This is a genomic window from Vreelandella sp. DA03-1M, from assembly GCF_055725665.1.
Map to the genome: position 1 here is coordinate 2,745,962 of NZ_CM146798.1, position 22,207 is coordinate 2,768,168.

The window sequence follows — 22,207 nt, forward strand, 5'->3', positions numbered from 1 at the left end:
CTCTCTATTCAGCTTTCTATTAAGCTCTTTATTTAAATTCAGGCTTTTAGTACGTAGCGCAACGTATCCACCACCTGATCGGTCGTGGTGCACCAGGCTTGGGCTTGCGCGTCGACTTCTTTAAGCGGGTGAACAATGTCTTCGCTGTGCAGCGTGATGTAGGGCTTGGCCAAGGCAGCGCAGTAGCCTGCATCGAAAGCAGCGTTCCACTGCTTGTACTGCTCGCCAAAACGAACGACAACGAGGTCGGCCTGCTCGATCATGGTGCGGGTGCGAATGGCGTTGACCTTGGATGACTGGTGATCACGCCAGAAGCCATTTTCCGGTTTGCCCAGGTGGTCACCGGCGGCATCAGAGGCTGCGTGGTCCGTTACCGGGGCGGTGAACACGATATCCAGACCCGCTGCGTCAGCGCCGCGCTGAATCTCTTCGCGCCAGTCAGTGTGAATCTCGCCGGAAAGGTAGACGTAAAAGCTCATGGTGTTCTCCTGCTGAGTTGAATATAGGTATGAAAGGCACACAGCATAGCGCAGATCAATTTTATGGAAAAATCTTCCACATATTTCGTTAACCGTTATTGATGCTAATCGGCTGCCCGGTAAAAATATCCGCGACCAGCTTGGGCGCAGAGGGAAAGTAGCCGTGGAAGTAGCTCGCGACCAACCCGCCTTCGCGGTAGATCGGCTCGGCTTCGCTACCGGCTAGTTTGCGAGTGCGCGCCAGTGGCGTCATCGCGGTTTCAAGCAGAGAGTGATGATAGGTATGGCCACGTAGCTCGCCTGCACCGGCATGTAGGCTTTGCAGCCCTAGCGCGGTGAGTTTACCAGCCATTTTCGCGGTGCCGTTGAGAAGGCCCAGCATGGCGTGGCTTTCACCCTCGCCGTCTACCAGTTGCTCAACGCAGGCCATCAAGCCGCCGCACTCTGCGAGTATCGGTTTGCCCGCGCGGTGATGGGCGCTAATCGCCTCGAACATGCTGTGGTTGGCGCTCAATCGAGCCGCGTTAAGCTCGGGATAACCGCCCGGTAACCAGAGCGCATCTCATTCGGGTAACTGACGATCATTAAGCGGTGAAAAGAAGCTGACTTCTGCGCCCATAGCGCGCAGCACGTCTACATTGGCGCGGTAGATAAACGCAAAGGCGTCGTCTCGGGCAATCGCAATGCGCACGCCATTAAGGTAATCCGGCACCGGCGTTGGCGATTCCGCGCTTAGCGTGACCAGCTTGGGCAAGCGGTCTAAACCCGCTTCTCTCAATACCTCGGCGGCAGCATCAAGCTGCGCATCCAGGCCGCTTAATTCACTGGCTTGGACTAGGCCTAGATGGCGGTCGGGGATTTTCATTGCCTCATTGCGTATAGGGACTCCTCCCCGGTTGCAAGCTCCGATGATGAACAACATAAGCCGATGCGTGCGTATAGTCGGTCTCTTAATGGGGACGCTATCCCCTGACCCTGATGAACGTCGCGCACCTTCTCTCCTCAACGAGGCGTAGGCTTTTTCAGCCATCGCAATGAGCAGGTTTTGAGAAGGTCGGTCTGACCTGTTTTTCATCGATCGTTGCCCGGCAACAAGGTAGCCGCCTGTCGGCGCTTAGCCGCTGATGATGTTACCGCTTAGCTCACCATCAGCGCGGAACCGTCGTTAAACTCTCTACAATAGGACTGTCCGCTGTGCAGAACCGCCCAGGCGGTTCGCACTGTCTTGTTCGCTAACGCGACAGCCGCTTTGTTCTTGCCAACGCGAGCGACCAGGGATCGTAGCCAACGACTTTTAGCATCCTGTTTGTCACCCACGGTGTTGATGACCGAGTGTGCGCCACGTATCAGGGCGGCTTTCAGCGAGATTTGCCCCGTTCGGCCAATGCCCTTGATCTTCGCGATGCCACCACTGCTGTGTTGTGTCGGCGTTAACCCCAGATAGGCTGACGCTTGGCGACCTTTCTTGAACGCGTCGCCGTTACCGAGGGCGCTATAGAGCTGGGTGGCGACCACCGGCCCCACTCCCTCAATCGCCAACAGTTGGCGACAAGGCATCACCGCACGGCTCATCTGCTCCACGCGCTTATCCAGTGACTGAATGCGCTCGTTGAGTCGATCCAGCTCCGCCATTTGCTCGGCAATCAAGTCACGCATCAGCATCGAAAGCTCGTTATCGGCATCTTCCAGGGCGAGCCAGACACGTTGCTTTAACGCTTTCTGTCCCCGACCGCTGATCACTCCATATTCCTGCAATAACCCATGAACCTGATTGATCAACTGGGTGCGTTGATGAATATACCTTTCCCGAATGCGGTGCAGGCTCTGAATATCCTGTTGCTCGACGCTTTTGAGCGGTACAAAGCGCATATCAGGGCGCAACCCGGCCTCTACAATGGCGAGCGCGTCATTGGCATCTGTCTTATGCCCCTTGCGAAAGGGCGTTACAAACTGGGGCGATATGAGGGCAACGGTATGGCCGAGGGCCTGCAGCTGTCGCGCCCAATAATGCGATCCACCGCACGCCTCCATGAACACCCGACAGGCCGGTTGGCGGCGCATAAAATCCAAGACCTGATGCCGTTTAAGCTCTTTGTTGACCTGAACACGCGGGCGGCGAGTGTCGACAACACACACTTGGAAAACACGCTTTGCCAGATCAATACCTATTGTCTTATGCTTGTTCATGGCTCTTCCCCTCCGCATTGATGTGGTTCAACTATCAATGTAGCTCGCTGAAGCTTCGAGAGGGGAGGAGTCCCTTTCATTGGGGAATGGCCCCAAGCAGCGCGATGCCTTCCGGCATGCTGTCGGCGAGCAGTTTGCCGTGGCCGGGGCTGCCGACGCGGTTGGCAATCACTTCATGAATGGCAAGATCGGGATGATAATTGGCCAAACCTTGCGCCACCGCGCCAAAGGTTTGCGCCATGCCCCAGGCATCAATCACCGGCAGCGCGGGGATGCCTGCCAAGATTGCCAAATCAGCGCTGGAAGGCGAGCCATCAAATAGCCCCATGGAGCCTTCGACCAGAATCACATCTGCTTCCTGGGCGGCTTCAGCTAAGCGCCAGCGGCACTCCTCTTCGCCGGTCATCCAGGGGTGAAGCTGATACACGGGCTGACCGGAGGCCACTTCCTGAATCATGGGATCAAGGTAATCGGGACCGTGCTTGAACACCCGCACGGTAAGCCCTGCATTGCGATGAAGCCGTGCCAGCGCCGCGGTGACCATTGATTTCCCCTGGCCTGAGCCAGGCGCACTGATCAATGCTGCGTGTGCTTTGCCTTGAAACATAACGATCCTTTTAACGGTTAATGGTTAGCCCATTTCCATGCGTTAACGGCTAAGTGTCGGCGGGTCGAACCTTTCTTTGCTAAGGTGAAGGTCTTCGTTTGATTCTATGTTCCGCTTCGTTTCACCAACCGGGGTTACCGCATGCGTATTCTGTTTACTGGCGGCAGTGGCAAGGCTGGCCGCCATGCCACTGCTTATCTTCGCGATCAAGGTCACCGCGTTACCAACCTGGATTGGGTGACGTCTGACGTGCCCGGCATCACCACCCTGAAAACCGACCTGACCGATGCTGGCCAGGTATTCAACGCCTGCCACGCCTACGCCGGGTTCGATGAGCTTGAGCCTGGCACCGGCGTGCCGCGTTACGATGCCATTGTTCATTTCGCCGCTATTCCTGCCATCCTGCACCGGCCAGATAATGAGACCTACCGCATCAATACGCTGAGCACCTACAACGTGCTGGATGCCGCCACCAAACTGGGCATTCCTAAGGTTATCTTCGCTTCCAGCGAGACCACCTACGGCGTCTGTTTCGCCGATGGCGAGAAGAAACCGGACTACCTTCCCATCGATGAAGAACACCCCACCGTGCCGGAAGATAGCTACGCGATGAGCAAAGTGGTCAACGAGGTGACCGCCCGCTCCTTCCAGGCGCGTTCAGGCATCGACATCTACGGCCTGCGCATCAACAACGTTATCGAGCCCCACGAGTACCGCCAGGATTTTCCGGCCTACCTGGAAGACCCCGCTCTGCGTCGCCGCAATATTTTCGCCTACATCGATGCCCGCGACCTGGGCCAGATGGTCGATTGCTGCCTGAAAACGGACGGCCTGGGCTACCAAGTGTTCAACGTCGCCAATGACGACCTATCGGTTAGCCTAACCAACGCTGAAGTGATCGAGCGCTTCTATGCTGGCGTCCCCATCAAGCGCGACATGGGCGAATTCGAGACGTTCTACAGCAACGAAAAGGCCCGCCGACTGGTCGGCTTCGCCCCCCGCCACGCCTGGCGGGATGAGCTCTCGCAGTAAGCATTAGCCCTTTATCGGCACAAACACCGGCGCGCCATCTACCTCTACCACCGCTAGCTTTTGGCGGTAGAGGCTTTCTAACGCACTGGGCACCAGCATGCTATCTCGCGGTCCCCAGCACACCTCGCCATTGGGATACATCAACAGCACGTGGTCGCACCAGCGGGCAGCCAGGTTCAGGTCGTGCAAGCACATCATAACGGCGTGCCCTTCAGCGGCCTGCTCCGCCATTAGTGCCATCACGGCACTCTGATGATGAAGATCCAAGTGGTTAGTCGGTTCATCCGCCAGCCACACATTGGGTGCCTGGGTGAGAACAGTGGCAATCGCCACCCGCTGGCGCTCGCCGCCGGAAAGTGTGCTTACCAAGCGGTCACGCAGGTGCGCTACATCCAGACGCTCCAGGGCGGCTTCCGCGCGGGCGTAGTCATCAGCACCCTCCATCTGCCACGGGGAGAGATAGGGATGACGACCGATCAGTGCGGTTTCCAGCACGGTCGCGGGAAAGCCATCCTGGCGGTCTTGAAACACTAACCCCAATCGCTGAGCAACATGACGGCGGCGCAGTTGATCAAGCGCCGAGTCATTGAGTTCTACGCTGCCTGAACGCGGCGCCTGAAGCCCAGCCAGTGTGTGTAATAGCGTCGTTTTACCCGCACCGTTAGGCCCTAATACGCCCCATACCTGCCCTGGCTCGATGGTTATATTTAGCGGCGTACCGCCTTCGCGGCCGGGCACATCGATGATGAGATCGCGGGTAGCTAGTACGCTCATCAGCGGCTCCGGTAGAGCAGAAACAGGAAGGTGGGCACGCCCAATAGCGCAGTAATGACCCCAACGGGCAACTGTTCCGGGGCGATCAGGGTACGCGCCAGGGTATCGGCCAGCACTAACAAAGTGCCACCTGCCAATGCACAGGCGGGCAGTATCAGCCGCTGGTCGTTGCCTAGCAGCAGGCGCAACATATGCGGCACCACTAAACCCACAAAACCAATGCTGCCAGCCGTAGTGACTGCAGCGGCGGTCAGTAAGCTAGCGGCAACGTAGATACACCACTCCAGCGGCCGAACCGCCACGCCCAGCGCGGCGGCTTGCTGTGGGCCACGGGCCAGCACATTCAAGCTACGCCCAAGCGGAATCACCACCACGCAGGTGGCCAGTAAAAGCAGTAGCGGCGGCCAAGGCGTGCGCGAATAGGAGAGATCGCCCATCAGCCAGTAGAGCATGCCCGGCAGGCGCTCGGCGGGGCTTAACGCCAGCATCAACGTAATCACTGCGCCCCACCCCGCGGCCACTACAACGCCGGTGAGTAGCAGCCGCGAAGGTGTCCACCCGCCGCTGCCGTGGGCCAAACCGAAGACTAAAAACGTCGAAAATAGCGCGCCGCCAAACGCCGAACTTGAAATCGCCAGCCCGCCTAACCCACCGAGCATGGCAGCTAGGGCGCCAATCGAGGCACCGCCGGAAAGTCCGAGTACATAAGGGTCCGCAAGAGGATTGCGCAATAGCACCTGCATCAAAGCACCCGCTACTGCCAACAAGCCGCCAACGGCAAACGCCGAGAGCGCCCTGGGCAAGCGCAGCTCCATCACCATGGTTCGCGCCAATGCATCGCCTTCGCCTTGCAACAAGTCCCAAATTTGCGCAGGAGAAATCTTAGCGCTGCCGACGCCAAGCGCTAAGAGTAGCGCTGCCAGCGCCGCTAGTAATAGCAGGCTAAGCGGGAGACCCAGGCGCGCTAGCATTAGTTGCGCTCACGTTTTTGGCGGGCGATATCGAGCTTTTCACAGAGGAGCTGTGTGCCCTCCATCAGGCGCGGCGTGGGCCGCTGAATCAGTGAAGGCGGCACAAAGAAAAGATTATCTTCCGCAACCGCCTTCAAGTTGGAATACTGCTCCCAATGGGTCAGCCAGTGGCGGTTCTCTTCACCCATGCCACCGGCAATAATCGCTTCAGGATTTGCCGCCAGTACCGCTTCATCATCGATACGCGGCACAAGGCGTGTTTGCTCACCAAACACATTTTGACCGCCACAAATCTCAACCACCTGACCGATAAGGTGCTGGTCGTTAACACTCATTAGCGGCTCGTCCCAGACTTGGTAGAACGTGGCGACCGGCTCGCGGTCTCGATAGCGCTCTTCCAGGTCATTCATGGTCGTACGAAAATTATCGGCCACCGCCTGCCCGGCCGTTTCCGTTCCTGCCAGCCTCGCCAAGCGTTCGATGGCGCTAGCCACGCCGTCCATATCGCGAGGCTCAATATAGAACACCGGCATGCCTAAGGCTTCGAGGGTTTCAAGCTGTTCAGCGGGGTTGCCGGTTACCCAGCCAATCACTAAATCCGGCGCTAGGCCCACCAGCTTTTCCAAATCAATCCGGGTATGGCTACCCACCGAGGCTACTTGTTTGGCTTCCGGGGGATAGTCGCTATACGAAACGACGGCGACTACCTGATTCCCCGCGCCGGCCGCATAGGTCAGCTCGGTGGCGCCAGGCGAGAGCGTGGCAATTCGCTGAGCAGCATTGTGAAGACAGACCTCGCGATCACGGTCATCCACTGCGCAGCGCGACTGATCGTTTGCCGGTGCAACCGTTGCCATCAATAGCAGCGCGAGGCCCAAAGCCCCGCGCGCTAAGCCACTCTTTTTATTGGCCAAAGTGAACACTCAAGAACCCTGCTCGGCCGGCGTTAATGTAGTCACTCGTCGTTTCATACTCTTTATCAAAGGCATTTTCTACCGTAACACGCGCCGTCCAGAGCGGCGCAAACTGCCAACCTGCACGCAGGTTAACCAGCCCATAGCCATTCAAACGCTCGGTATTAGCGGCATTATCGTAGCGGTGATTCTGCGCGACTAATGAACCACCCAGCGACCAATCACCAAGCTCGCGGTCGGCATCCAAACGTACACTTTGGGTGGCGCGGCGGGCTAACCGATTGCCGGTATCCTGGTCTTCTGGGTCCAGGTAGGTAAACGCAGCTTGCAGAGTCCAATCGCTGATTTCGACACCACTGGAAAGCTCAGCACCGCGAATACGCGCATGATTGACGTTTTGCGGCGCCCATAATCCGCTGGGCGTCGGTGCCCAGGCAATCAGATCATCGTAGTCGTTTTGGAAGGCGGCCAAGTCCCAGAACCACTGGCTGTATTGGCCGCGAACGCCTACCTCAACGGTTTCAGACGTTTCAGGATTGAGATCAGGATTGCCTGAATTCGGCCAATAAAGGTCATTAAAACTTGGCGCTTTAAAGGCGGTGCCTACGCTAGCGCGCAGCGTATGATAATTATCCAGGTCGTAACCCAACGCCAAACTGCCGGTGACTTCATCGCCATAAGCTTCGTTGTCGTCGTAACGCAGGCTTGCTTGAATGGCGAACGGCGAAAAGTCGAGTAGCCCTTGCGTAAACACAGCGGTGTTATCGCGACTGGTAACATCAAAATCGTTGGTGCTTGAAACACGGTCTTCGCTGATTTCAGCGCCAGCGATCAATTCATGAGCGCCAAACTGAAAATTGTTCTGCCAGCGGGCAGTTTGGGTGCGGGTGTCAATCACTGAGCCACCGAAATTATCGATGGTGTCCAGCTCATCACGAGCTTCGCTAAGCGTTAGGCGACTTTGCCAGGTATCGGTAACTGGCAGCTCGCCATAAATACCCGCTACCTGCTGGACGAAGTCATTCTCTCCGCCATCATATTCATTGTTACCGCGAGCGCGCAGCGCCAGCACACCAACCTCAGCGCCACTTTCAAAGGTATGCGCAACACGGGCCAGCGCAGAGGTGTTGTCGTAGCCTTTGTCTTCACCACCCCGACGAATAGGCTGACCGTCGGTATTGAAATGACTACCGGCAAAGCTGTAGCGCGTGCCCCCCTCGCGTCCCGAAATACCTGCGCTTAACCGCTGGGTATTAAATGAGCCACCGCCAACTGAAATTCGAGGTTTCGGGCCTTCCTCGTCACCATCAGGTGTAAAGAGCTGAATGACACCGCCGACCGCATCTGCGCCGTAAAGGCTTCCGCGCGGGCCGCGCACGATTTCAGCGCGGTCAAACATACGTGGGTCTAAATACTGAAACGCGGCACCGCCTGCCGTGGCAGAGCGCAGGCGAATGCCATCAATCATTAGCACGGAGGCATCGCTAGGCGCCCCACGCAGGTAAACGCTGCTGCTTTTGCCAAAGCTACCGTTGCTAGTGACATCAACGCCCGGCTGGCCGCGCAGAAGATCCGTCAGGCTGGTGGGGTCTTGATTTCGGAAAGTAGCTTCGTCCAGCACGCTAACAGATGAAAGGCTTTCGTTAGCCGTACGGGGCGCTAACGCAGCAGTCACAACGACAGGATCTAGCGCGGCTAATTCGGTCGTCGCTTCGGCATATTGGGCCTGGGCAGAAAAGGAGATGGCTAGCGGTAACGCAGCCATACAAAACGCCGCCCGTTTGGCGGTGGTGTGAAAACGGTGGTTCATGTGAGATCCCTTGCTCGTCGTGCTCACCCGCACAACGCAGTTTTTTTGACCGAGCGCGGGGCAAAAACAAGGGAGTAACGATAGCGTTGCGCTACCGTTCACTGCCCTAAGAACGCCCTCCGCGTCTCGGCATGGTGTGGTTCAGTTAGAACCATTACTCTCGGGCCGGTCTCCGGGCTGACGAGCGAAAGGTGTCTCTAGCAAACAGAGCCACTCTTTTCCGAACGACCACCTTCCCGTGCGTGAGCACAGTGGCGTATTGGCCGTTCTTATCTCGATCACCGTTGCGGGGGCAGCGTTGGAATCACGCGAGGCGTTCACCAACTTCCCGTTTCACTAGCGGCTTTATCCACCGCCAGCACCTAAGAGTGGGCGTAAGCTAGCAACTTGCCCAAGAGAGGTCAATTGAAAGGGCGGTCAATTTTGCTATTGCAGAAACTGTAATCTATAAACTACATTAAATGGATGGCTGACATAAAGCAGACAGACACTTTCCGGAAGTGGGAAAGCAAACTCAAAGATTCACGTGCTAAAGCTACTATCGCTGCGCGTATCTTTCGCCTAGCCAATGGCCTAGCTGGTGATGTACAGCCAGTCGGCCAAGGCGTAAGTGAGCTACGCATTCATTATGGGCCTGGCTATCGGGTCTACTTCTTTAAGCGCGGCGATGAATTTATTTTATTACTGTGTGGCGGTAACAAAAGCACGCAACAGAAAGATATAGACACAGCTCATCGCCTTGCGAAGGCATGGAGGTAAACATGAGCGAACAACTTTACGATTACGATCCCGCGGCAGCGCTGGATAACGAAGAAGCCATTGCGATATTTTTATCAGATGCTTTTGAAACCGGTGATGCCAGCTACATTGCAAAAGCTGTTGGTGTAGCCGCCAGAGCGAAAGGCATGTCTCAACTGGCAATTGAAACTGGCTTGTCACGCGAACAGCTTTACCGCTCTTTTGGCGAATCGGGTAACCCCACACTCAAGACAATGTTAGCGGTAACCCGTGCTCTAGGGGTGGATCTCACCACCCGACCCCACAAACCAGCGGCTTAGCCTGCTAGTCCCTAAATGCTATTTTCAGCGACTGACTCGTCAGCTACTTGAGCGCCATCACCAACCCATGGCGCACATACCATACCTCTTCAGCTTGGGCGGTGGCGTCTTGGGTGAACCAGCCATTGAGATCACGCAGGCGCCGCTGCTCTGGTTCCATGGGCACAACCCCACGGCCAACGTCGGTGGCGATAATGATTAACGCCGCGTTTAACTCGTCGGCGCGCTGGCAAAGCTGGATCATATCGCGCTGCCACTGCTGGCGCAGGGCATCGTTATCATCACGTTCAAGAGCAGCACCTAGCCACTCAAGCACGCCGGTGATAATCAGCGGCGTATTGGCTACTAGCGCTTGCTGGCTATCGATGAAAGGCTGCGCGGCATCAAGCCGCCACCACTGCGCTTCGGGAAAGCGAGCAATTACGGCGTCGCGTTTGCCAGCGCAGGCACCGCCGATGAAGAGCTGCATTGCCATTCCCCTTTGCCATGTTCGTCTTTTTGATAAATAAGCTGCCAACGCCTGCCTTGCGCTTGAAGCACGGTACCCTCCCAGAAGTGGATCGTCTCAAAACGGCGACGCAGCTCACGGATTACGCCGCCGTGGGTGACGGCCAGTATCTTTTTGTGACCATCGGCACGAGCATTGGTCGCCAAATCATAAAGCCAGGCATCAAGACGCGCGCGCAGTTGAGCCGCCGATTCGCCCCCAGGAATTTGCAGCTCGCCCACGCTATCAATCCAGGCACGGTAGTGAGGTAAGTCTTTTAGTTCGTTGTAAACCTTGCCTTCGTACTCGCCAAAATCAAGCTCGCGCAGGCGTGGCTCGAGGGTGAGCGGCACGCCGCCCTTGGTAACTTCTGCCCACGCCAGGGTTTGCTGGCAGCGGTTAAGGTCGCTGGAGTAGATGGCATCAAACCGCTCATCCACCAACGCGTCGCGCAGTGCTAGAAGCCCAGCTTCAGCCTCGGGAAACAGCAACGGAATATCGCGCTGTCCTTGATAACGACGTTCTAAATTCCAAGCGGTGATACCGTGGCGAACTGCCACCAGCTCCACAGTAAGATCAGTAGCCAAAGCTCTCCCCCTTCGATGGTGGCGCCTACCATATCGCCGTTAATTCCGTTAAACAGTCGCAGCATTAGCCAGCGGATTAGTAACACAAAAACAGTGACCAATAGCACCATCAACACTATCGCGGGCGCTAGTAGGGCGATCAACGCCAGCGGCACCAGCGCAAGCGCTACGTCTTGGCCGCTAAGCGACTGCTGCCAGCTCCAGGCCAAGCCCTTCTGTTGTGTGCAGGGAGTCAGCACCAGTAACGCCACACCTGCCCAGCGCCCTAGCGCGGGGACTGCTAATAGCCACCACCAGGGTGCATGATAAGCCAGCAGCGCCCACAGCAGCACGCCCTTCCAGGCAAGCAGAAACACCAGCGCCAACATACCAAAGCTGCCGATTTGCGGGTCTTTCATGATTTCCCAGCGGCGCGCCAGGGGCTGATTGCTGCCTAGCGCATCGGCGATATCCATTACGCCGTCTAAATGCAGCCCGCCCGAAATAGCCACCCAAATGCTTAGCAATGTCAGCGCGGTGATCGGCGCGGGAACGTTGTGCATCCCCAACGCTACCACTGCTAGCACGGTGCCAATCAACAGCCCCACTAACGGATAGGCGCGTACTGCCCAGCGTCGGGTATCAGGTATCCAGGGTACGGTTATTGGAATAGGGACGCGGGTAAGGAACTGCAGCGCAAGCAGAAGACCGAACAGGGCATTTCTCAAATCGACAGCTCCTCCATTAACAAAATGCCTTTGCGGACTTCCAATCAATGACGCACCCCGCCACCACTTCTATTACCGAGTCCGCCTCTGCTGCCAGCCGACAGTGAAGGTGTTGAAGAAACGCCAGATAACGCCAGGTTTCAGCATCCGAGGGAGGCAGCGCTTCGTTGATATCATTGGAGACAATCACGAGATAAAGGCTTCGCGCTCGGGCATCCACAAGTGCGCTTGCCAGCAGTGCCAAGCCCTCCTCTTCGCTTAGCTCACTGGCATACAGCACTTGGCCGGCCCAAAGCGTTAAGCAATCCAGCAGCACGGCGCTACCATTGGGCACTTTGGCGATTGCTTGATCAATGGCAAGTGGCTCTTCCAGTGTTTTCCACTGAGCGCCCTGCCATTCCTCTTGTCTGGATTGGCGATGACGGGCCACGCGCGCGGCCATTTCGGCGTCGTATACGTCTGCGGTGGCTAAGTAGTAACAGGGCGAACGGCCCGCAGCATTTACAACCTGCTGCTCGGCGACATCGCTTTTACCTGAACGCGCACCACCGCTAACGAAAACAATCATTCAGCACCTTTATCAAGCGTCGATTGGCGGGCTCGTCGCGTAGCGCCACTCGCAGCCATTCACCATTAAGCCTGGCAAAGTTATGCGTATGGCGCACCAGTACGCCTCGGCGCAACAGGCGCTCAAGCAGTATGTCACTAGTGATGCCGCTTGCACGCTGTTCGGCCCCAGGGCGGAGCAGGAAAAAGCACGCTTGGCTGGGCAACACTTCCAGCCCCAATTGAGCAAGCGCTTGTGCCATGCGTGGGTGCTCACTGGCCCACCACCGCTGAGTGCGTCGGGTAAACGCATCATCCGCCAGTAGTGGCGCTACCAGTTCCGCCGCTAAGTGATTGACACTCCACGGCGGTTGGTGGGCCCGTGCCGCTTGAACCGTGGCCGCATCCGCCAGCAGGTAGCCCAACCGGAGACCCGGCAGGGTATAAAACTTGGTCATGGAGTGCAGCAACACTAGATTTGGATAGCGTGCCAATAACGTTGTCAGTGATGCCTCGTCTTGGATGTTACCCACCATATCGATAAAGGCTTCATCGACCACCACCCGACAATTAAGAGCAGCGGTGTGCTCCAGCAAGACCACCATGGTCGAGAAGTCTATTAGCGTCGCGGTAGGATTATTGGGGCGGCATAGAAACAGCACATCGGTGTCGCTTAATGCTGCCAGCAGTGCATCAATATCCAGACTAAAATCCTGTGGGGACAGCGGAATCTCGTTGATTGAAAGCCGATGGGCGCGAGAGGCGCGGGCATATTCGCCAAAGCTCGGGGTAATAATCGCCGCCCGTTGGCCGGCATGCAGTGCAGCGGCTAGAAAAATTGCTTCAGCGCCGCCATTCGTCAGTAACACCTGTTCGGGCTGAAGCTGGTGATGGGTGGCGATGGCCTGACGCGCAGCTGAATAATCGGGCGCTGGATAGTGTCCAAGGCCCGATAGCTGTCGCGTTAGCCAATCGCGCACCCATGCGGGCGGCCCCAGCGGGTTGAGGTTGGCGCTAAAATCTTCCAGGCGATGATCGGCAGGCAGCTCAAAATGGGCAAGCAGTGCCTCGGCTTGGCCGCCATGGCTGGGCCATACGGGTGTGCTCATAAACGCCCCTGAAGAGTCAATATTAGCCCAGCGATCACGCCCACTGACAGCAAAAGAAATAGCACCCAAGCGCCGTGCATCAATCGAATTGTGGCACTGATATGCATAACCTCAAGTACTTCAAGCGGCTCGCCCAGAGTGGCACGATGGGAAGCCACGCTCTGATAGAAATTGGTGCCGCCCAGTTGCACACCTAGCAACCGGGCGACCATGGCCTCCGGCCAACCGGCGTTAGGGCTCGGGTGACGCGGCGCATCCTGGCAGGTACCGCGCAGTGCGCCTCGCCAGCGCAGTTTCAATACGCCTGACGCACTGAGTAACAAGCCTGCGAGCCATAAACACAGCGCCGTTAAGCGTGCCGGAATCCAGTTGGCTACATCGTCCAGCTTCGCGGAAGCAAAACCAAAGTCAGTGAAGCGCTCGTTTTTGTAGCCTACCATCGAATCCAGGGTATTCACCGCCTTATACGCCAGCGCTAGTGGCGCCCCGCCGATAAGCGCAAAAAAAAGCGGCGCGGTAATGCCGTCAACGGTATTCTCCGCCACGGTTTCCACCGTGCCCCGTGCAATCTCCGCTTCATCTAAGTTTTGCGTATCCCGGCCGACAATCATCCCTAGCGCCTGGCGTGCGGAAGGCAAATCACCTTTGGTCAGCGGCGCAACCACGGAACGGGCTGCATCGCCCAGTCCTTTAATAGCAAGCGTGGTGGAGAGCAGCCAAAGCTCAACGATCAGTGCCAAACCGGGATGCAACTGCGTTAGCACCAAGAGCAGCAGCCAGCTAACTCCCCATACGCCGCCAACGACAATAATGGTTAGCAGGAAGCCACTGAATCTGCGCTGTTGGGCCGTACCGCGATTCCAAAGCCGCTCAAAACTGCTGATAAACCGCCCGATGAGCACCACTGGATGCGGTATTGAGCGCGGATCGCCAACCACTAAATCAATCGCTATCGCAAGCATCACCATGACGATACTTGATAGCGCGAAAGGTATGTTCATAGGGGCATCTCGTTAGCACTGGCTAGCGAGTTCAGCGTTGCCTGATACACCGCCCTTCCAATTGCTCGACCCAGAACCGTTCCTGAACCTGCATAGGGAGACAATTCTCCGCGCTGGGTAGCTGCCATACAGACACAATCCGTCGACGTGCCGGTAGCCGCTGTACCGCTATGTGTATCGATAACGCCAGCCATATAGAGCGCCTGAACCTTGGCCTCCGTAATCGACAAGCACGCATTCACCAGCGCACCGTCGGTCAGGTGGGCATCGACAAATACAAAAACGTTGATAGTGCCTGCTACTAAGCGGGGATCCTGTGAGTGAAGTGCGGTGATATCCACCGCATTGCCCGCTCCCGCTGTCACCAGCGCCATAACGCCATGGTCTAGCTGCGCTAATGGCATGCTGACAATGGAGGCGTTGCTTAAACGCACTGCGGTCATCATCGCGACCGATGAAGCGGGCATACCCATGCCACCCAGCCAGGCGCTAAGATCCGCCTTGGGAGCGCGCCCATCGTAACGGTAATCAACATGAAAATTGGCGAAGTGCCGCCTGCTGCCAAAACCATCACCTATCAGGGCGCTGCTCAGCGTGCGCAAGGGTAACTGAGAGGTTATCGCCAAGCACTGCTCGCTTTGCGAGAGCGTTAATGGCTGATTAAAGGGAAGTCTCTCCAGCATGCTCATAGGGTGGCTTTATCACTTACACCGGCATCTGTGAAAGTAGCCATTTCTGCCATCATCGCTGCCGCTGCTTGCAGCAATGGATACGCCAGCGCCGCGCCGCTGCCTTCGCCAAGCCGCATGCCCATATCGAGCAGGGGCTTGGCCTCCAGCGCTTTTAACGCTACATCGTGGCCTGGCTCCTGGGAGCGATGGCCAAACATCAGGTAGCCACGCACTGCGGGGCAGAGTCGGCAGGCGGTGAGCGCGGCGACAGTGGCAATAAAGCCATCCACAATGGCGGGTAAGCGTTGGGCAGCTGCTGCCAAATAAGCGCCGGTCATAGCGGCAATTTCCAGGCCGCCTAGCTTTGCCAGCACCTCTAGAGGGGCTTGGGGATCAGCGTTACGCGCAGCGATAGCGCGTTCAATCACTGCCACTTTGTGCGCCTGCTGCTGGGGGGCAATTCCAGTCCCCGCGCCGACCACGCTTGCCACCGTCTCCCCCGTTAGTACCGCTAATATCGCGCTGCTAGCAGTCGTATTGGCAATGCCCATTTCACCCACAATAATGCATTTGGCACCCGCCCTTTTTGCTCGTTCCACGGCCGCCACACCCACATTAATAGCCTCAATGGCTTCAGCCGGATGCATCGCGTCTTCGTCCACCATATTGGCGGTGCCGTGGCGCACCTTGGCAGAGGTCACACCAGGCAGTGTTAACGTCGAAGCCACGCCAACATCGACTATCTCAACAAATGCATTGATCTGCCGCGCAAAGACATTAATCGCCGCCCCGCCATTGGCAAAATTGGCAACCATCTGCGCGGTCACTTCTTGCGGAAACGCGGAGACACCCTCAGCAGCCACCCCATGATCCGCAGCAAATACGATGACCGCAGGCGGCGTCACGTTGGGCTTGAGCTCGCCGGCGATGGCGCTGAGTTGGATGGCTAACTCTTCTAAACCACCCAAACTACCTGGCGGCTTGGTCAGCGTATCCAAGTAGCGACACGTCTCTTCACCGGCATTGAGATCAACTGACTGAATGTGGTCAACAATGGCGTGCATGCAAGCTCCGAGTCGGTAGGGGTAATCAAACGTTCAAAGGCAAAGCACAAAATGGTAGCAAAAGCCGGAGTGCTATACTTGCTATTTCATTGACCGATCTTCCACCCTTTCAGGGTCTTCTAGATATATCTATGCTTCTTGGTGTGCTGGTACCTGCACACCAAATTCGGGTAATAAAACTACAATTGCTGTTTTTATTGCCGTAAAGTCTCTTATATCGACGCCAAAAAATGTAAAATAACTACAAGCTTCACTCACCGTCTCTATCACGCAGAGGTCCCTATGCCGAGCTCAACACCTGCCACTTTAAACCCTACCGTTGCTGAGGTTACCCAGCGCATTCGTGAGCGCTCTGCTGAGCGGCGCGCCCTCTATGAGCGGCGCATGGCTGACCAGCACAAACGTGGTGTGCACCGTGCCGAACTAAGCTGTGGCAACCTGGCCCACGGTTTCGCGGCCTGTAACCCGCGTGATAAGAACGAACTCAAGCTGATGAACAGCGCCAACTTAGGGATTATATCGTCTTACAACGATATGCTCTCGGCGCACCAGCCGTTTGAGACGTTTCCTGAAACGATTAAAGCAGCCGCCAGTGCCATGGGCTCAACCGCTCAGTTTGCCGGTGGCGTGCCCGCCATGTGCGACGGTGTGACTCAAGGCCAGCCGGGGATGGAACTTTCCCTGTTTTCTCGCGATGTGATTGCCATGTCCGCTGCCGTTGGCCTCTCGCACAATATGTTTGATGCTGCCCTTTATCTGGGTGTATGCGACAAGATAATTCCAGGCCTTTTCATCGCTGCCGCACGCTTTGGGCATCTGCCCGCCATGTTTGTCCCCGCGGGCCCAATGCCCAGCGGCCTGCCTAACAAAGAGAAGGCGCGCGTCCGCCAACTCTACGCAGAAGGTAAAGTGGGCCGCGCCGAGCTGCTTGAAGCCGAGTCGGAGTCCTACCACAGCCCCGGCACCTGCACCTTCTACGGCACCGCCAACTCCAACCAGCTAATGATGGAGGTGATGGGCCTACACCTGCCCGGCACTTCTTTTGTAAACCCTGGCACCGAGATGCGCGAAGCACTGACCCGCTACGCCACAGAGCAGGCTATTCGTAACACCGAACCCGGCGGCGACTATCGCCCGTTCTTTAAACAGATTGATGAGCGCGCGATTGTTAACGCCGTGGTGGGTTTGCTGGCTTCCGGTGGTTCAACCAACCATACGATGCACCTGATCGCCATGGCCGCCGCTGCGGGCATTACCCTGAACTGGGATGACTTCACCGACCTTTCGGCAGTTACGCCCAGCCTGATGCAGGTTTACCCTAACGGCCAGGCGGATATTAACCACTTCCAGGCGGCGGGCGGCATGAGCTACCTGTTCCGCGAGCTGCTGGGCGCTGGCTTGTTACACGGCGATATCCCCACTGTTTTCGGCACCGACCTCACCGCTTACACCCAGGAACCGTTCCTGGAAGATGGCAAAGTCGTCTGGCATGAAGGCCCCGAAAAAAGCCTTGATGAAGACGTTCTGCGCCCTGTCGCTACGCCCTTCGCGGCAACGGGTGGTTTAACGGTGATGAAAGGCAACCTGGGACGCGGTGTGATTAAAATCTCCGCAGTCGCCGAAGAGCATCGCATTGTTGAAGCGCCGGTAAAAATCTTCGAAGATCAAAATGAAATGAAAGCGGCTTTTGAGTCTGGCGATTTAGACCGCGATGTCATCGTGGTTGTACGCTTCCAGGGGCCCAAAGCTAACGGCATGCCCGAGCTACACAAACTAACGCCGTTCCTGGGCGTGCTGCAGGACCGTGGCTATAAAGTGGCGCTGGTCACCGATGGCCGCATGTCGGGCGCATCGGGCAAGGTACCGGCTTCTATCCACATGAGTCCGGAAGCCCTGGATGGTGGCCCGCTGGCCAAACTGCGCGATGGCGATATTGTGCGCCTGGATGCCAATGCGGGCACGCTGGAAGCCAAAGTTGACCCCGCCAGCTGGGCTGATCGGCAACTGGCCATCGGTAACCTGGATCACTACCACGTGGGCTTGGGTCGCGAGCTGTTTGGCGGCTTCCGTCACCTTGCCATGCGCGGTGAAGAAGGCGCTGGTGTATTCGGTGGCTTTGAAGCCGATGATCTCGCCCGCCAGCAGGGGCAAATCTCACAAGAGGATGCCTGATGCGACCGGCGCTGATCGGCGATATCGGGGGAACCAACGCACGTTTGGCGTTGGTCTCTCCCGGTGAAATAACCCCACACGATATTTTGAACTTACCCTGCGCCGACTACCCTGGTGTTGTAGAAGCGGTTCAAGACTACTTGAACCGTGTGGGCGCCACCGGTGAAAACGCGCCTCAAGAGGCGTGCTTAGCCTTCGCCTGCCCCGTTCACTCTGAGCGGGTCAAGATGACCAATAACCACTGGGAATTTTTAAAAAGCGAGGTTCAGCAAGCGCTTAACCTCGCTGTTTTTAAAGTCATTAACGACTTCACCGCCCAGGCGCTGGGTGTGCCTCATGTCGCTGCCAGTGAATTGGTCGAAGTCCAGCCGGGCAAGTCTCAGGCGCACGCCACACGCCTTGTCATCGGGCCTGGCACGGGGCTAGGCGTTGCCGGGGTATTCCCCGGCCAGCGCGCCTGGATTCCACTGCCTACCGAAGGCGGCCATGTCACCTTCGCGCCGACGGATGATACCGAGCGAGCGATTGTGGATGTGTTTAAACAGCGTCGTACGCGAATCAGTGTAGAGCGAGTCTTATGCGGCCAGGGTTTGTTAGAACTTTATCAAGCCTACTGCACGTTTGAAGGTGTTGAGCCATGCTTAGCTAGCCCGGCGGATGTCACCAAAGCCGCCAATGAAGGCGATAGCCTCGCCACTGCTGCCCTACTTCGCTTTCTCAAAATTCTGGGTGATGTGTGCGGTGATACCACCTTGACCATGGGCGCAAGGGGCGGTGTTTATCTGTGTGGCGGTATTCTTCCGCGCTTGCTTGACTGGTTGCCCAAGAGCGACTTGCGCACGGCCTTTATCAATAAAGGCCGCATGGGTACCTATAATGCTGATATTCCAATATGGGTGGTTACCGCCCCTTGGACCGGCTTATTAGGTGCCGCCGAGGCGCTGCATAACGAAGAAGTTTTCTAATAATATTAATAAGGAGTCACTGATGACACCAGTCATCGCGTTTGGGGAAGCGCTGGTCGATATGCTCTCCAGCCGTTTAGGGGCAGCCACGGGCACCCAGGAAACCTTTACCCCCTATGCTGGCGGTGCACCCGCAAACGTGGCGGTCGCCTGCGCCCGCTTGGGCGTTCCTAGCCAATTTTTAGGCATGGTGGGCGACGATACGTTTGGGCACTTCATTGTGCGCGAACTCAACAGCCATGGCGTAGACACCAGCGGCGTTGAATTCACTAAACAGTCGCGCACGGCGCTGGCGTTTGTTTCCCGTGATGACGTGGGCGAACGGACTTTTGATTTCTATCGCCCGCCCGCTGCTGACCTGCTTTATCGCCTTGAGCATTTACCCCATAGCGTCTTCGAGAACCCCGCCATTCTGCACTTATGCAGTAACAGCCTAACCGACCCAGAGATCGCCGACGTTACCCTGGCGATGGCCACCATGGCCAAGCGCGCAGGTTGCCTGATCAGCGTCGATGCCAACCTGCGCCACAACCTGTGGCCCGGCGGCGAAGCCGATGCCAGCCTAGTTACGCAACTGCTAGACGGTGCTGAGCTGCTCAAGCTGTCACAGGAAGAGCTCGACTACTTGCGCGCCGATCATCCTGCAGAATCGTGGCTATCAGAGCGGCTGGCGGCAGGTGTGAAAGTCATCTTGATTACCGACGGTCCTAATGAGGTCATTCTCAAAGGCGTCGGCGTCGACCAGCGCATCGCGCCACCCAACGTTGAAGCGGTCGATACCACCGCTGGCGGCGATGCCTTTATTGGCGGGCTGTTAGCGGAGCTTTCGGCCCATGGCATCAATGAAAACTGGCACAATGATAGCGACTTCCTGCATCGGGCAGTGGATACTGCCTGCCGCTGCGGTGCGCACGCCGTCACTCGACCGGGCGCCTACGCCGCACTGCCGACCCGAGCCGATATTGATTAGTCAGTAAAAACACATAAGCATTAATTAAATGGCGCGCCTGCTTCAGACGCGCCATTTTTTTATGTCCGCACGTAGGGTTACTAGACAGCCTTTTAGCTCGTACTTATGTCTAAAGGAGCTTGCTTGTAGAAATGTCAGACATTTAATAGACTGAGGGCAATACGGCCATTGACGAGATCCGCCATGACGTTGGACGCCTTGCCTCCCCATCAGGGTGGTGCTGAACAGTTAGCGCGTTTACTCGCTCAGGCACTGCTGGCAGGTCACTGGCAACCGGGTGACATCTTTCCACGTGAGCTGGATATCGGCCAACACTTTGCGGTCAGCCGTAATCAGGTACGTAACGCGCTAACCAGCCTGACCGCAGCCGGGCTACTAGAGCGCACCGCGGGCCGTGGCACGCTAGTAAGAGAGCTGGGTGAGTGGCACTTGCTTGACCCACTGATGAGCGAATGGATGACCGGCCTGGTCAACCTTGACCCACAGCTGGTCAGGGCCATTTACGCCTTTCGTTATTCAGCCGAACCGGTGGTGGCAGGGCTCGCTGCCCAGGCAGCCAATACCGAGGATCTTGAACGTCTGGAGAGTGCCTTTGCGGGCATGGAGCGCACGGCAGGCAGTGTTGAAGCGCGTGCTGAGCATGCCGAATACGATGTTGCCTTTCACGATGCTACCTACCGGGCCAGCCATAATTTGGTCTGGCGGCAAATGGGCCATTTACTGCGCCCTTCTATCATGGCGCTGATACACCGCTCGCAGGATCGAACCGACACCTTAGATGACAGCCTAGCCCGCCACCGCCAGGTACTTGATGCCATCCGTCATCGCGACATCAGTAGCGCGGAAACTGCCGCCAGAGAAGTGCTGCGCCGCACGGCCATCGACCTTGGCATCGTCAGCTGACAATTACGCAATGAAGACTTCCTATTCAGAAGGATGACCGAACATGAAAATTACCAAACTCAAGACCTGGCAAGTTCCTCCGCGCTGGCTGTTCCTTAAAATTGAGACTGACGAAGGCTGCTACGGCTGGGGTGAACCGGTGATTGAAGGCCGCGCGGCAACCGTTGAAGCCGCTGTGCATGAGCTTTCTGACTACTTGATCGGCCAAGACCCGCACCGCATTGAGCATCTTTGGAACATCATGTATCGCGCCGGTTTTTATCGTGGTGGTCCTATTCTGATGAGCGCGATTGCCGGTATTGACCAGGCGCTATGGGATCTTAAAGGCCGCGATCTGGGTGTACCCGTTCACCAGCTGCTAGGCGGTGCCGTGCGCGACAAAATGCGCATGTACGCCTGGACCGGTGGCGACCGCCCGAGCGATGTGGGCGCTGGTGCTAAGGCCCTGGTCGAAAAAGGCTTTACCGCTTTCAAGATGAACGGGACGCCCGAACTGCAAATTGTCGATTCCCATCGCAAGATTGATGAAGCAGTAGCACGAGTCGCGGAAGCGCGAAACGCCGTGGGCCCGGATATCGGCATTGGGATCGACTTTCATGGCCGCGTACATCGGCCAATGGCCAAAGCACTGCTGCGCGAGCTGGAGCCTTTTCACCCGATGTTCGTGGAAGAGCCGGTCGCCCCGGAGCACTTGCCTTGCCTGAAGGATATTGCCGGTGGTCTGGGCTACCCGCTGGCCACCGGGGAACGGCTGCACACCCGCTTCCAGTTCCGCGACCTGCTGGCCGACGGCATGATCGACATTATTCAGCCCGACATTTCCCACTGCGGCGGGATCAGCGAGGGGCTAAAGATTAACGCCCTGGCCTCGGCCTACGATGTCGCCCTGGCGCCCCATTGCCCGCTCGGTCCGTTAACGCTGGCCGCATCGCTACAGCTGGATGCGGTCAGCCACAACGCCTTTATTCAAGAGCAGAGCATGGGTATTCACTACAACCAGGGCAACGATGTCCTCGACTACTTGGTCGATAAATCTGCCCTCGCCATTGAAGACGGTTTCTGCGCCATTCCCCAAGGCCCAGGGCTTGGCGTTGAGATCAACGAAGAGTTTGTTGAGGAGCGCGCTAAGGTCGGTCACCGCTGGCGTAACCCGGTTTGGACGCATGAAGACGGTTCAATTGCGGAGTGGTAAG

General features: G+C 57.1%; 24 protein-coding genes, 1 pseudogene and 1 riboswitch. Of the genes and pseudogenes, 8 read left to right on the top strand and 17 right to left on the bottom strand.

What is annotated here, in order from left to right; genetic code table 11:
- Window positions 1-38 precede the first annotated feature (38 nt).
- The 5 genes and pseudogenes from ACXUPB_RS12845 to ACXUPB_RS12865 all read right to left on the bottom strand — a co-directional run bounded on the left by ACXUPB_RS12845 (window position 39) and on the right by ACXUPB_RS12865 (window position 3,273).
- The gene (locus ACXUPB_RS12845) at window positions 39-479 is read right to left on the bottom strand and encodes a YtoQ family protein (RefSeq protein WP_472952740.1); all 441 of its coding nucleotides are present in this window, start codon (window positions 477-479) and stop codon (window positions 39-41) included.
- Between the two features lie 88 nt (window positions 480-567).
- Window positions 568-1,029 (bottom strand): annotated as a pseudogene (locus tag ACXUPB_RS12850) (cobyrinate a,c-diamide synthase); the annotation flags it as partial.
- 12 nt (window positions 1,030-1,041) lie between these two features.
- Window positions 1,042-1,344: a hypothetical protein gene (locus tag ACXUPB_RS12855; protein WP_472952741.1), complete on the bottom strand. Its 303-nt coding sequence runs from the start codon at window positions 1,342-1,344 to the stop codon at window positions 1,042-1,044.
- A 272-nt stretch (window positions 1,345-1,616) separates the two neighbouring features.
- Complete coding sequence (locus tag ACXUPB_RS12860; protein WP_472952743.1) at window positions 1,617-2,666, bottom strand: IS110 family RNA-guided transposase; 1,050 nt, start codon at window positions 2,664-2,666, stop codon at window positions 1,617-1,619.
- A gap of 76 nt (window positions 2,667-2,742) precedes the next feature.
- On the bottom strand, window positions 2,743-3,273 hold the full coding sequence (locus ACXUPB_RS12865) for a nucleotide-binding protein (protein WP_472952744.1): 531 nt from the start codon (window positions 3,271-3,273) through the stop codon (window positions 2,743-2,745).
- Window positions 3,274-3,414: 141 nt separating this feature from the next.
- On the opposite strand from ACXUPB_RS12865, the gene ACXUPB_RS12870 reads away from it, so the two are divergent.
- Entirely contained in the window at window positions 3,415-4,305 is an 891-nt protein-coding gene (locus tag ACXUPB_RS12870) for an NAD-dependent epimerase/dehydratase family protein (protein WP_472952745.1), read from the top strand.
- 3 nt (window positions 4,306-4,308) lie between these two features.
- On the opposite strand, the gene ACXUPB_RS12875 is transcribed toward ACXUPB_RS12870, so the two are convergent.
- The 4 genes from ACXUPB_RS12875 to ACXUPB_RS12890 are packed head-to-tail and all read right to left on the bottom strand — an operon-like array spanning window position 4,309 to window position 8,774.
- Window positions 4,309-5,079 carry an ABC transporter ATP-binding protein gene (locus tag ACXUPB_RS12875; protein WP_472952746.1) on the bottom strand — a complete coding sequence of 257 codons (771 nt, stop codon included), beginning with the start codon at window positions 5,077-5,079 and terminating at the stop codon, window positions 4,309-4,311.
- Complete coding sequence (locus ACXUPB_RS12880; protein WP_472952748.1) at window positions 5,079-6,050, bottom strand: FecCD family ABC transporter permease; 972 nt, start codon at window positions 6,048-6,050, stop codon at window positions 5,079-5,081. The genes ACXUPB_RS12875 and ACXUPB_RS12880 overlap by 1 nt, the downstream gene beginning before the upstream one ends.
- On the bottom strand, window positions 6,050-6,973 hold the full coding sequence (locus tag ACXUPB_RS12885; RefSeq protein WP_472952749.1) for a cobalamin-binding protein: 924 nt from the start codon (window positions 6,971-6,973) through the stop codon (window positions 6,050-6,052). The genes ACXUPB_RS12880 and ACXUPB_RS12885 overlap by 1 nt, the downstream gene beginning before the upstream one ends.
- On the bottom strand, window positions 6,954-8,774 hold the full coding sequence (locus ACXUPB_RS12890) for a TonB-dependent receptor domain-containing protein (RefSeq protein WP_472952750.1): 1,821 nt from the start codon (window positions 8,772-8,774) through the stop codon (window positions 6,954-6,956). The genes ACXUPB_RS12885 and ACXUPB_RS12890 overlap by 20 nt, the downstream gene beginning before the upstream one ends.
- Before the next feature lie 146 nt (window positions 8,775-8,920).
- A riboswitch (cobalamin riboswitch) is annotated at window positions 8,921-9,155 on the bottom strand.
- A gap of 84 nt (window positions 9,156-9,239) precedes the next feature.
- On the opposite strand from ACXUPB_RS12890, the gene ACXUPB_RS12895 reads away from it, so the two are divergent.
- Both ACXUPB_RS12895 and ACXUPB_RS12900 read left to right on the top strand, forming a co-directional pair.
- Window positions 9,240-9,533 (top strand): type II toxin-antitoxin system RelE/ParE family toxin, encoded by a 294-nt coding sequence (locus ACXUPB_RS12895; protein ID WP_339934717.1) that lies wholly within the window; start codon window positions 9,240-9,242, stop codon window positions 9,531-9,533.
- A 2-nt stretch (window positions 9,534-9,535) separates the two neighbouring features.
- Window positions 9,536-9,832 (top strand): addiction module antidote protein, encoded by a 297-nt coding sequence (locus tag ACXUPB_RS12900; protein ID WP_339934718.1) that lies wholly within the window; start codon window positions 9,536-9,538, stop codon window positions 9,830-9,832.
- Between the two features lie 43 nt (window positions 9,833-9,875).
- Here ACXUPB_RS12900 and ACXUPB_RS12905 read toward each other — a convergent pair whose 3' ends face one another.
- From ACXUPB_RS12905 to cobT, 8 genes are read right to left on the bottom strand one after another with little or no spacing between them, the layout of a single operon-like run.
- Window positions 9,876-10,301: a bifunctional adenosylcobinamide kinase/adenosylcobinamide-phosphate guanylyltransferase gene (locus tag ACXUPB_RS12905; protein ID WP_176304735.1), complete on the bottom strand. Its 426-nt coding sequence runs from the start codon at window positions 10,299-10,301 to the stop codon at window positions 9,876-9,878.
- Window positions 10,253-10,906 (bottom strand): histidine phosphatase family protein, encoded by a 654-nt coding sequence (locus tag ACXUPB_RS12910; RefSeq protein WP_472952752.1) that lies wholly within the window; start codon window positions 10,904-10,906, stop codon window positions 10,253-10,255. The genes ACXUPB_RS12905 and ACXUPB_RS12910 overlap by 49 nt, the downstream gene beginning before the upstream one ends.
- Window positions 10,843-11,613, bottom strand: coding sequence for an adenosylcobinamide-GDP ribazoletransferase (gene cobS / locus ACXUPB_RS12915; RefSeq protein ID WP_472952754.1), 771 nt, complete (start codon window positions 11,611-11,613; stop codon window positions 10,843-10,845). The genes ACXUPB_RS12910 and cobS overlap by 64 nt, the downstream gene beginning before the upstream one ends.
- A gap of 16 nt (window positions 11,614-11,629) precedes the next feature.
- Window positions 11,630-12,181 carry a bifunctional adenosylcobinamide kinase/adenosylcobinamide-phosphate guanylyltransferase gene (locus ACXUPB_RS12920; protein WP_472952756.1) on the bottom strand — a complete coding sequence of 184 codons (552 nt, stop codon included), beginning with the start codon at window positions 12,179-12,181 and terminating at the stop codon, window positions 11,630-11,632.
- Window positions 12,165-13,268 (bottom strand): threonine-phosphate decarboxylase CobD, encoded by a 1,104-nt coding sequence (gene cobD / locus ACXUPB_RS12925; protein ID WP_472952758.1) that lies wholly within the window; start codon window positions 13,266-13,268, stop codon window positions 12,165-12,167. The genes ACXUPB_RS12920 and cobD overlap by 17 nt, the downstream gene beginning before the upstream one ends.
- Window positions 13,265-14,269, bottom strand: a complete 1,005-nt coding sequence (cbiB, locus tag ACXUPB_RS12930; RefSeq protein ID WP_472952759.1) for an adenosylcobinamide-phosphate synthase CbiB — start codon at window positions 14,267-14,269, stop codon at window positions 13,265-13,267. The genes cobD and cbiB overlap by 4 nt, the downstream gene beginning before the upstream one ends.
- Entirely contained in the window at window positions 14,266-14,952 is a 687-nt protein-coding gene (locus ACXUPB_RS12935) for an adenosylcobinamide amidohydrolase (RefSeq protein ID WP_472952760.1), read from the bottom strand. The genes cbiB and ACXUPB_RS12935 overlap by 4 nt, the downstream gene beginning before the upstream one ends.
- A 2-nt stretch (window positions 14,953-14,954) precedes the next feature.
- Window positions 14,955-16,004, bottom strand: coding sequence for a nicotinate-nucleotide--dimethylbenzimidazole phosphoribosyltransferase (cobT, locus tag ACXUPB_RS12940; RefSeq protein WP_472952762.1), 1,050 nt, complete (start codon window positions 16,002-16,004; stop codon window positions 14,955-14,957).
- A 282-nt stretch (window positions 16,005-16,286) separates the two neighbouring features.
- Between cobT and edd the strand changes: the two genes are divergently transcribed.
- The 5 genes from edd to dgoD all read left to right on the top strand — a co-directional run bounded on the left by edd (window position 16,287) and on the right by dgoD (window position 22,206).
- On the top strand, window positions 16,287-18,176 hold the full coding sequence (edd, locus tag ACXUPB_RS12945; protein WP_179915849.1) for a phosphogluconate dehydratase: 1,890 nt from the start codon (window positions 16,287-16,289) through the stop codon (window positions 18,174-18,176).
- Entirely contained in the window at window positions 18,176-19,141 is a 966-nt protein-coding gene (gene glk / locus ACXUPB_RS12950) for a glucokinase (protein WP_179915848.1), read from the top strand. Before edd ends, glk begins: the two co-directional genes overlap by 1 nt.
- A gap of 22 nt (window positions 19,142-19,163) precedes the next feature.
- A complete protein-coding gene (locus tag ACXUPB_RS12955) occupies window positions 19,164-20,111 on the top strand; it encodes a carbohydrate kinase family protein (RefSeq protein WP_179915847.1) in 948 nt (315 codons plus the stop codon).
- A gap of 183 nt (window positions 20,112-20,294) precedes the next feature.
- Window positions 20,295-21,014, top strand: coding sequence for a FadR/GntR family transcriptional regulator (locus ACXUPB_RS12960; RefSeq protein WP_179915846.1), 720 nt, complete (start codon window positions 20,295-20,297; stop codon window positions 21,012-21,014).
- Between the two features lie 43 nt (window positions 21,015-21,057).
- Window positions 21,058-22,206: a galactonate dehydratase gene (dgoD, locus tag ACXUPB_RS12965; protein WP_035557077.1), complete on the top strand. Its 1,149-nt coding sequence runs from the start codon at window positions 21,058-21,060 to the stop codon at window positions 22,204-22,206.
- Window position 22,207 lies beyond the last annotated feature (1 nt).